The organism is Micromonospora sp. CPCC 205561 (assembly GCF_036906775.1).
Lineage (GTDB): Bacteria > Actinomycetota > Actinomycetes > Mycobacteriales > Micromonosporaceae > Micromonospora.
On record NZ_JBAKHV010000024.1, the window covers coordinates 77124 to 85458 of the forward strand.

General features: G+C 74.1%; 5 protein-coding genes and 1 pseudogene. 4 read left to right on the forward strand and 2 right to left on the reverse strand.

Going from position 1 to position 8335, the window contains the following annotated elements; genetic code table 11:
- The first annotated feature begins 303 nt into the window (after positions 1-303).
- The 4 genes from V6V16_RS15010 (at position 304) to V6V16_RS15025 (ending at position 5325) form a co-directional block, all read left to right on the forward strand.
- Positions 304-3858, forward strand: coding sequence for a sensor histidine kinase (locus V6V16_RS15010; protein WP_334562642.1), 3555 nt, complete (start codon positions 304-306; stop codon positions 3856-3858).
- On the forward strand, positions 3855-4259 hold the full coding sequence (locus V6V16_RS15015) for a roadblock/LC7 domain-containing protein (RefSeq protein ID WP_067370442.1): 405 nt from the start codon (positions 3855-3857) through the stop codon (positions 4257-4259). The genes V6V16_RS15010 and V6V16_RS15015 overlap by 4 nt, the downstream gene beginning before the upstream one ends.
- Before the next feature lie 93 nt (positions 4260-4352).
- On the forward strand, positions 4353-4730 hold the full coding sequence (locus V6V16_RS15020; RefSeq protein ID WP_030329021.1) for a DUF742 domain-containing protein: 378 nt from the start codon (positions 4353-4355) through the stop codon (positions 4728-4730).
- 1 nt (position 4731) lies between these two features.
- A complete protein-coding gene (locus V6V16_RS15025; RefSeq protein WP_089002065.1) occupies positions 4732-5325 on the forward strand; it encodes a GTP-binding protein in 594 nt (197 codons plus the stop codon).
- A gap of 199 nt (positions 5326-5524) precedes the next feature.
- Here V6V16_RS15025 and V6V16_RS15030 read toward each other — a convergent pair whose 3' ends face one another.
- Together V6V16_RS15030 and V6V16_RS15035 are read right to left on the reverse strand one after the other, a co-directional pair.
- Positions 5525-6748, reverse strand: a complete 1224-nt coding sequence (locus V6V16_RS15030) for an ABC transporter substrate-binding protein (protein WP_334562643.1) — start codon at positions 6746-6748, stop codon at positions 5525-5527.
- A gap of 126 nt (positions 6749-6874) precedes the next feature.
- A pseudogene (locus tag V6V16_RS15035) lies at positions 6875-8335 on the reverse strand (transposase); the annotation flags it as partial.

Here is an 8335-nt window from a genome sequence, read left to right on the forward strand (position 1 = left end):
TTGTAGAAGTCGTCCAGGCAGAGCACCGGAAGACCGGTTCGTTGCGCAATGTACGACTTTCCGGAACCGGAAGGGCCGGCGAGCAGGACGACGCGATGGGAGTGCTTCATTACCTTGAGTAACTCCGGCCAGACGGAATGCGATCAAATTGCATCAACATCTCATCACACCGTCGGCTGCGGCCAACCTGGGCTTTCTCTTTCAGGGGTGGCGTGATGGAATCTCGGATGGTCCGACCCGCCGGGTCGGCTGCTGGGCCTTGTCCAGGGGCAACGCGGATCCAGGAATCACTAGGGCGGTGACGTGAGCAAACGGCCAAAGGCGGCGGGGTCCTTCCTGTCGCGTCTGCGCCGGCCGACCGGTCGGCTCCGTGACATGCCGATCTGGTCCAAGCTCGGTCTCATCATGATCGTGCCGACCATCGCCACGGTCGTCGTGGGCACCAGCGGTCTGGTCGACCACCTGGAGAGCCTCAACAACGCCAACCGGGCCGGCGACCTCGCCAACCTCGTCGGCTACTCGGGCGACCTGGTCGACACCCTCCAGGACGAGCGGACCAACGCGCTGCGCCTGCTGGGCGTGCCGCGCAACCAGGACAACGCCCGCTACAAGCAGGCGTACGAGCAGGCCAACGCCCGGGTCGACAAGGCCAAGGCGCCGTACTCCCAGCAGCGGGCCGAGGTCGAGGACCTGCCGCGCAACTTCGACACCCTGCTGGGCGAGGTCGACCAGACGCTGACCGACCTGCCCGGCACCCGCAGTCAGGTCTTCAACGGCAAGCTCGGGCTCGTCCCGGCGATGCAGGCGTACGACGGCCTGATCGACGACCTGATCAGCATCCGCGACTCGGCCACCCAGCTCGCCGGCGACAACGAGCTGAGCGACAAGATGCGCGCGGCGACGGCCACCGCCCGGAACAAGGAGTTCCTGTCCCGCCGCCGGGACGTGGTGCACCGGGCCTTCATCCAGCAGCGGCTCACCCCGAACCTGCGCAACGAGTACATCGCCACCAGCACCGGCTCCAGCCAGTGGCTGCAGAGCTTCCAGGTGGTGGCGAGCCAGCCCGAGCAGGAGTACTACGCCCAGGTGGTGGCCGGCCCCGACCTGCGCGAGGCGAACACCTACAACAGCTGGCTCAACGGCATCACCAACGCCGACACCCTCAACGGCGCGCCCTTCGACGCCGACCAGTGGGACGCGGCCATGGTGGCGAACGCCAAGCTGATCCGTACCGTCGAGTCGAAGATCGACCGGGACGTCGTGGCGGTCGCCGAGGACCTGCGGTCGGGCGTGCAGCGCCAGGTCTTCCTGGAGACGGGCCTGCTGCTCAGCATGCTGCTGCTGGCGATCCTCTTCGCCTACCTGGTCGCCCGCTCGATGGCCCGCTCGCTGCGCGACCTGCGTCAGGGCGCCCTCTCCATCGCCCAGTACGGCCTGCCCCAGGCCGTGGCGCGGCTGCGCGACCCCAAGGTCACCGGCCAGCTCTCCCCGGTGCAGCTGGCCAACCAGATCGCCGAGCCCCTGCCGGTGCGCAGCAGGGACGAGTTCGGCCAGGTGACCGAGGCGTTCAACGCGGTCCACCTGGAGGCCGTCCGCACCGCGGCCGAGCAGGCCGCACTGCGCGCCTCCGTCGCGACGATGTTCGTCAACCTGGCGCGCCGGTCGCAGATCCTGGTCGACCGCCTGATCGGTCATCTCGACCGGCTGGAGCGCGGCGAGGAGGACCCGGACCGGCTGGCCGAGCTGTTCCAGCTCGACCACCTCGCCACCCGGATGCGCCGCAACGACGAGAACCTCCTGGTGCTCGCCGGCGCCGACTCCACCCGCGTGCAGCGGGAACCGGCCGCGCTGATCGACGTGCTCCGGGCCGCCCAGTCCGAGGTCGAGCACTACACCCGCATCGAGTTCGGGGTGATCGACCGGGACATCGAGGTCTCCGCGCACGCCGTCAACGACCTGGTCCACCTGGTCGCCGAGCTCTTCGACAACGCCACCGCGTTCTCGCCGCCCGACTCGCAGGTCATGGTGGAGGCCCGGCGGGTGGGCGACCGCGCGTCGCTCTACGTGGAGGACCGGGGCATCGGCATCAGCCCCGAGCAGCTCGCCGACCTCAACGAGCGGCTCGCCACGCCGCCGCAGGTGGACGTCGCCGTCTCGCGGATGATGGGCCTGGTCGTGGTCGCCCGGCTGGCGTCCCGGCACGGCGTCAAGGTCGAGCTGCGTCCCGGCAACGACCGGGGGACCCTCGCCGAGGTGGTCATGCCCACCTCCGTGCTCGTGCCCCGAGGGCTCTCCGGTCGTTCCCAGTCGTTGCCCGCGCTGCCGGGCCCCGGCCCCCAGTCGTCCCGCCCGGCCCCGGCCTTCGGCGCGTTGCCGGCGCTCGGCAACGGCCCGGCCAGCCCGATGCCGACGCAGCGTCCCGGCGAGTCCGGCAACCAGGTCACCCTGGGCGGCCGGCCGTTCGACCCGGCGTCGCGCAACGGGGCGGGCACGCCGGCCGCGGCCGGCGCGGCGCGGTCCATGCCGGCCTGGTCGGACCTGACCGGCGCCAGCGGCTTCAACGGCGGAGAGGCGTTCCGGCCGCACGCCACGAACGGCCAGTCGACCGACCCGCTGCCGCAGCGGCGCTCCGCCGACGACCAGGGCGCCGGCCAGCAGCAGGACGTTCCGAGGCAGCTGCCCGGCGGCCCCGAGGGCCGGCCGTACTCCGTCCCGCCGGTCTCCGCGCCGCCCGTGCCCTACGCGGGTCCGCCGGTCTCCACCCCGCCGAGCCCCTACTCCGCTCCGCCGGTGTCGAGCCCGCCGGTCTCCGGCATGCCGGTCTCGGCGTCCCCGGTCTCGGGCCACCCGGTCTCCGGGTACCCGTACTCGGGCCCGCCGGTCTCGGCCGCGCCCTACGCGGGTTCGCCGGTCTCGGCCGCGCCCTACTCCGGCCCGCCGGCGCCGCAGACCGGACTGCCGCAGCGTCAGGCCTCGGGCCCGTCGGGCCCGGCCACGCCGGCGCCGCCGGCCTGGCCGCCGGTCGCCGGCGCGGAGCGGGAGGCCGCGACCCCGCCGGTGCCCGAGCGGTTGGCCGCCGCGCTGGACATGACCACCGAACTCCCGCGGGTGTCGCGCTCGGGGCCCCCGGCGGCCCAGGCGCCCGCGCCGGCCGCCCCGCAGGCGCGGCCCGGCGCCCAGCAGGCCCAGCGGCAGCGGTACGCGGACGAGACCATGGAGCTGCCGATCTTCCGGGAGCTGGAGTCGGCCTGGTTCCGTACCCGCCGCCCGGGTTCGGAGGAGGCGGCGCCCGCCGCGAAGACCCCGACCGAGGGTGCACCGACCCAGCAGTTCGCCCGGGTCGACACCGGCGGCCGGGCCGTGCAGCCGACAACACCCGGGACGACAGGTAACGCACCGATGGCAGACAATCCGCCGACCGGAGGAACGCCCCGCGAGAACGGATCGACGGTCAACGGGGGTGCCCGTCCCGGTGTCGCCGACAGCTTCGGTCACCGCCGGCCCTCACCGCAGCAGGGCGGCGGTTGGCAGACCGCCGCCGACGACGGATGGCGCGCCGCCTCCGCGGCGACCGAGGTGCCCGTCGCGGCGACCACCTCGACGGGGTTGCCCAAGCGCACTCCCATGGCACAGTTGGTTCCCGGTGCGGTGGAGAAGCCCACCACCTCGGTGCAGCGACGCACGCCGGAGGGGGTCCGGGGCCTGCTCTCGGCGTACCACCGGGGCGTCCAGCGGGGGCGGACGAACCCGTCGGACAGCAACCCGACCAACCCGGAGGGGACTCCGGGAGGGCAGCAATCCTCGCAGTCTGGCTCAGGCCCGGTGGCCGGGAGCAGGCAGAAGGAGCAAGAAGGATGACAACTACGCAGGATCTCGGTTGGCTGCTGGCCAACTTCGCCGACCGGGTACCCGGTGTCGCGCACGCGGTCGCCGTCTCCGCGGACGGGCTGCTCCTCGCGTCGTCACGGGATCTCCCGCGTGACCGGGCCGACCAGCTGGCCGCGATCGCGTCCGGTCTGGTCAGCCTCACCCAGGGCGCGGCCCGCTGCTTCGAGGGAGGCGCGGTGTTGCAGACAGTGGTGGAGATGGACAATGGCTTCCTGTTCCTGATGTCCATCTCGGACGGCTCGTCGTTCGCGGTCCTCGCGGCCCGCAGCTGCGACGTGGGACAGGTTGGCTACGAGATGGCCCTGCTCGTCGACCGGGTGGGCGACGCGTTGACGCCGCAGCCGCGCGCGGCTGCGGGAATGCTGGGCTGACGACCTGTTGACCCGTGAGCTACGCGGGGCGACGACGACAACGACGGGCTCCATCCGGAGCCGGTGCCGGGTGCGAAGGAGGTGAGCGGCGAGATGGCCGATCGTGACGAGCCGACCGGAGCGTTGGTCCGTCCATACGCCGTGACCCGTGGTCGTACCCGCCCCCGACTCGACATCGCGCTGGAGGCGCTCGTCGAGACGACGGTGCGCGGCCGCGCCGCTGCCAACGGCAACGGCGGCCAGGGCCGCGAGCACCAGTACATCGCCGCGCTGTGTGACGGACGTGTGCAGTCGCTCGCCGAGATCGCGGCGCGGATGCAGCTCCCGCTCGGTGTGGCCCGGGTGCTCATCGCCGACATGGCGACGGACGGCCTGGTCGCGGTCCACGAGCCGACCATCCTGGACGACTCGGACGACGCGGTGGGCACTGAACTGCTGGAGAGGGTGCTGAGTGGACTTCGCAGGCTCTGACATGTCGCACCGCCCGCCGACCCCGAGTGGGCGCGTGACGTCGGCGAAGATCGTTATCGCCGGTGGCTTCGGCGTCGGCAAGACGACGCTGGTCGGCTCGGTATCGGAGATCACGCCGCTGACGACCGAGGCCATCATGACCTCCGCCGGCGTGGGCGTCGACGACACCCGGCAGGTGCCGGGCAAGACGACGACCACGGTGGCGATGGACTTCGGCCGCATCTCGATCGACCGGGACCTGATCCTGTACCTGTTCGGTACGCCGGGTCAGACGCGGTTCTGGTTCATGTGGGACGAGCTGGTCCGCGGCGCGATCGGCGCGGTCGTGCTGGTGGACACCCGCCGGCTGGCCGACTGCTTCGCGGCGATCGACTTCTTCGAGCACCGGCGGCTGCCGTACCTGGTGGCCATCAACTGCTTCGACGGGATGCAGTACCACGACCCGCAGGACGTCCGGGACGCGCTCGCGATCTCCGGTGACGTGCCGGTGGTGGCCTGCGACGCCCGCAACCGGGAGTCGACGAAGCACGTGCTGATCTCGCTGGTGGAGTACGTGCTCACCATGCGGCGCTCCCGCGCCGTGGCGCCGGCCTGACCGACGCCACCCCGCCCGACGGCGGCCCCGGCCGCCGTCGGGCGCTTGCCGCTGTCCAGAGCAGGGGCCGTGCCTGACCGGCGGGTCCGTGCCCGACCGCGGGTCCAAGCCCGACCGGCGAGCGGCGTGGCCGCGCACTCTCCGGCGGGACGGCGTGGCGCACTCTCCGGCCGGGCGGCGTCGCCGCGCGGCGTACCGGTCAGGAGACCCGGGTCCAGGCGCCCGCGCTGACGGTGTAGACGCCGAGGGAGCCCTGGTCCATGCCGCCGTGCCGAATGGGGGTGAAGGAGTACATCCCCGCCATCCCCTCGGTGACCTGGTTCTGGAGGAACGCCCGGATCCGTCCACGGTCGACGCTCGTGGAGAGCCGTGCCGCGTCGGCGACCAGCTGCACCGCGTCCGACGCGTACGGGGCGAAGCCGCTGAACCCGCCGTGCAGCTGCACGTAGCGGTAGACGAACTCCTTGCGGTCCAGGGCCGACATGGTGGTGTTGGCGAGCATCGCACCGCCCAGGGACGTCGGGTGCACGGCGTACACGCCCTCCATCGTGGCCGCGTTCGCGCCCTCCAGGGCCTGTTCGGCCACCGCGCCGGCGTCGAGGAAGACCGGGCCGTCGTAGCCGGCCCGACGCAGCGCCGCGACGGCGGCGGCCGAGTCGGGGGCCGTCGCCCACACCACCACCCCGTCGGGGCGGCCGGCCGTCGCCGTGCGGGCCGCCCGGCGCGGGTCCCCGCCGGAGCGCGGCAGCCGGGTGCCGGACGTCAGCGCCACCCCGGCCGTCCGCAGGGCCCCGGTCATGGCCCGTACGCCCGAGTCGCCGTGCAGGCCGTGCGCGGCGAGCAGCGCCACCCGGGAGAGCCGCTGCGAGGCGATCAGCCGGGCGAGCCGCCGGGCCATGTCTGCGGCGTCCGGGGTCATCTTGAACACGTACGTCCGCTGCGCCAGCGGCAGCACGATGCCGTCGCCGAAGGCCAGTGAGAGGTACGGGACCCGCTCCTTCTGCGCCACCCCGACCAGGGCCATCGAGGTCTCGGCCACGGTGCCGCCGATCAGGGCGTGTACGCCGGCGTCGTGGGCCAGCTCGGTGGCCTGCCGGGCGGCCAGCGCGGGATCGCCGGCGTTGTCCCGCACCTCGAGCCGTACGGCGCGGCGGCGGTTGCCGATCGGCACACCCTTGGCGTTGAGCGATTCGAGGGTGATCTCCAGCGCCCGCTGCTGGAGCACGCCGAGCGCCGCCCCGGGACCGGTCAGTTCCAGGCTGACCCCGATCAGCAGTTCCGCACCGCCCGGCGAGACCGTCCTGACCGGATCGCTCTCGCCCGCCGCGCCGCGCCCGCAGGCGCCGAGCAGGAGCGTGCCCGCCGTCGCGGCCAGCAGGCCGCGACGGGTGAGCGCGGAGGGGCCGGTTGCCGATGTCGCCATGAGTCGCCTTCCCACCCGGCGGCCCCTGCCGCCGGCTGTTCCGCCGGTATGCTCCCGGCCACCGCGACCCGGCGTCAAATTATCCGGGTGTGGGCAGGAACACGCAGGTGGGAGGCGGTTTGACGGTCAGGAGCGGTAGCCGGCGGAGCGGTACTCGTATTCCCGGTCGTCGTCGCGGTCGCCGGTGTCGCGGCTGAAGTCCCAGCCGCCGGCGGCCTCGCGGCCGGGGCGACCGCCGACCGCGAACCCACCGATCTCCTGTCCCCGGCGCCAGCCGCGGAAGTAGCCGGTGGTGTTCTCGGCAAGGCTCGCCGCGTCGCGGACGATCCGCAGTGGCCGCTCGTCCCGCAGGGGTGAGCCCGGGACCAGATTGGCCTGGGGGACCCGCTTGGGCAGCCCGGCCGAGGTCTCGGCACCCACGGCCGGGCGGGCGGCCTGCTCGGCCGCCTGCCAGCCGGTGTCGGCCGTGCTCGACCACTCCAGGTCGGAGGACTCGTCGTCGTGCCCCACGAACCAGGCCGACTTGGCCTGGGCGAAGATCAGCAGGTCGCCGTCGCCCTCGTCGGAGACGGGTGGCGGGCGGCGCTCCACCGGGGGCACCGGCCGATGCTCGGCCGCTGGCCGCTCGTCGCGGGGGACCGGCCGGCCGCCGTGGCCGGCGGCCTCCCGGTCGACCAGCCGCAGCGGAGGCGTCTCCGGCGGCGACTCGGCCGCCGGGCCGGATCCGGCGCGCAGCGCGCGGTCGGCCAGTGGCGGCGGCTCCACCAGGCGCAGCACCGGCGGTTCCTGGGGCAGGTCGTCGGCGAGCCAGGGCGGGGTGACCCGGCGCTCGCCGCCCGGATCGGTCGGGGCGTCGACGCCGCGCCCGCCACGGTCGGCGTAGGAGCCGACGACCGGCTCGTGGGCGGAGCTGTCGGCGGGCTCCTCGGGGTTGTTGACCAGCGGCCAGTTGGCCCGGGAGCCGGGGGGAGCCGCCTCCGCCCGGGAATCCTGGGTGGAGGAACCGTGGCCGGGGCGCGGGGCGGGCAGCGGCACGCTGAGGTCGGTGGCGCTGAAGCCGCCGGTGGGCGTGGTCGACTCGCCGTTGGTCTTGGGCCGCGGCGGGATCACGGTGCGCTGACGCTCCGCGCGGGCGCTCTGGATCGCCGCCGTGGTCAGCGTGGGGCGGAACGGCTCTCCCTGCTCGGCCGGGGGCAGGCTGCCCCGCTGGGCCGGCGCGATGGGGGTGATCCCCGGCGGCGGGGGCGGCGGTGCGGAGACCGGCCGGTTGGTGGGGCCGTCGATCCGGCTCGGCAGCGCGCCGGGCCGGGAGGGGGGCGCGGAGACCGGGGGACCGGCCACCGCGGCCGGCGCCGTCGGTGCCGGTGCGACCGGCGGCGGGGTGACGGGGGCCGGCGCGACCGGCGGCGGGCCGAGCGGTCGGGGTGCCGGAGGCGGGGTCGTGCCCGAGACGGGCTCGGGTCGGCTGCGCCGGCCACCGGCCGGGGTCGGCTGGGGCTCCGCGGGCCGGACGGCCCGCAGGCCGCCGGTGGGGGCCAGACCGGGCAGGTCGGCGCCGGCCCGGCCGGGCCGGTCAAGTCCGAGGCC

Coding starts and splice junctions, on each gene's coding strand:
- V6V16_RS15015 (WP_067370442.1), top strand. CDS start 3,855: ATGACAACTACGCAGGATCTCGGTTGGCTGCTGGCCAACTTCGCCGAC.
- V6V16_RS15020 (WP_030329021.1), top strand. CDS start 4,353: ATGGCCGATCGTGACGAGCCGACCGGAGCGTTGGTCCGTCCATACGCC.
- V6V16_RS15025 (WP_089002065.1), top strand. CDS start 4,732: ATGTCGCACCGCCCGCCGACCCCGAGTGGGCGCGTGACGTCGGCGAAG.
- V6V16_RS15030 (WP_334562643.1), bottom strand. CDS start 6,748: ATGGCGACATCGGCAACCGGCCCCTCCGCGCTCACCCGTCGCGGCCTG.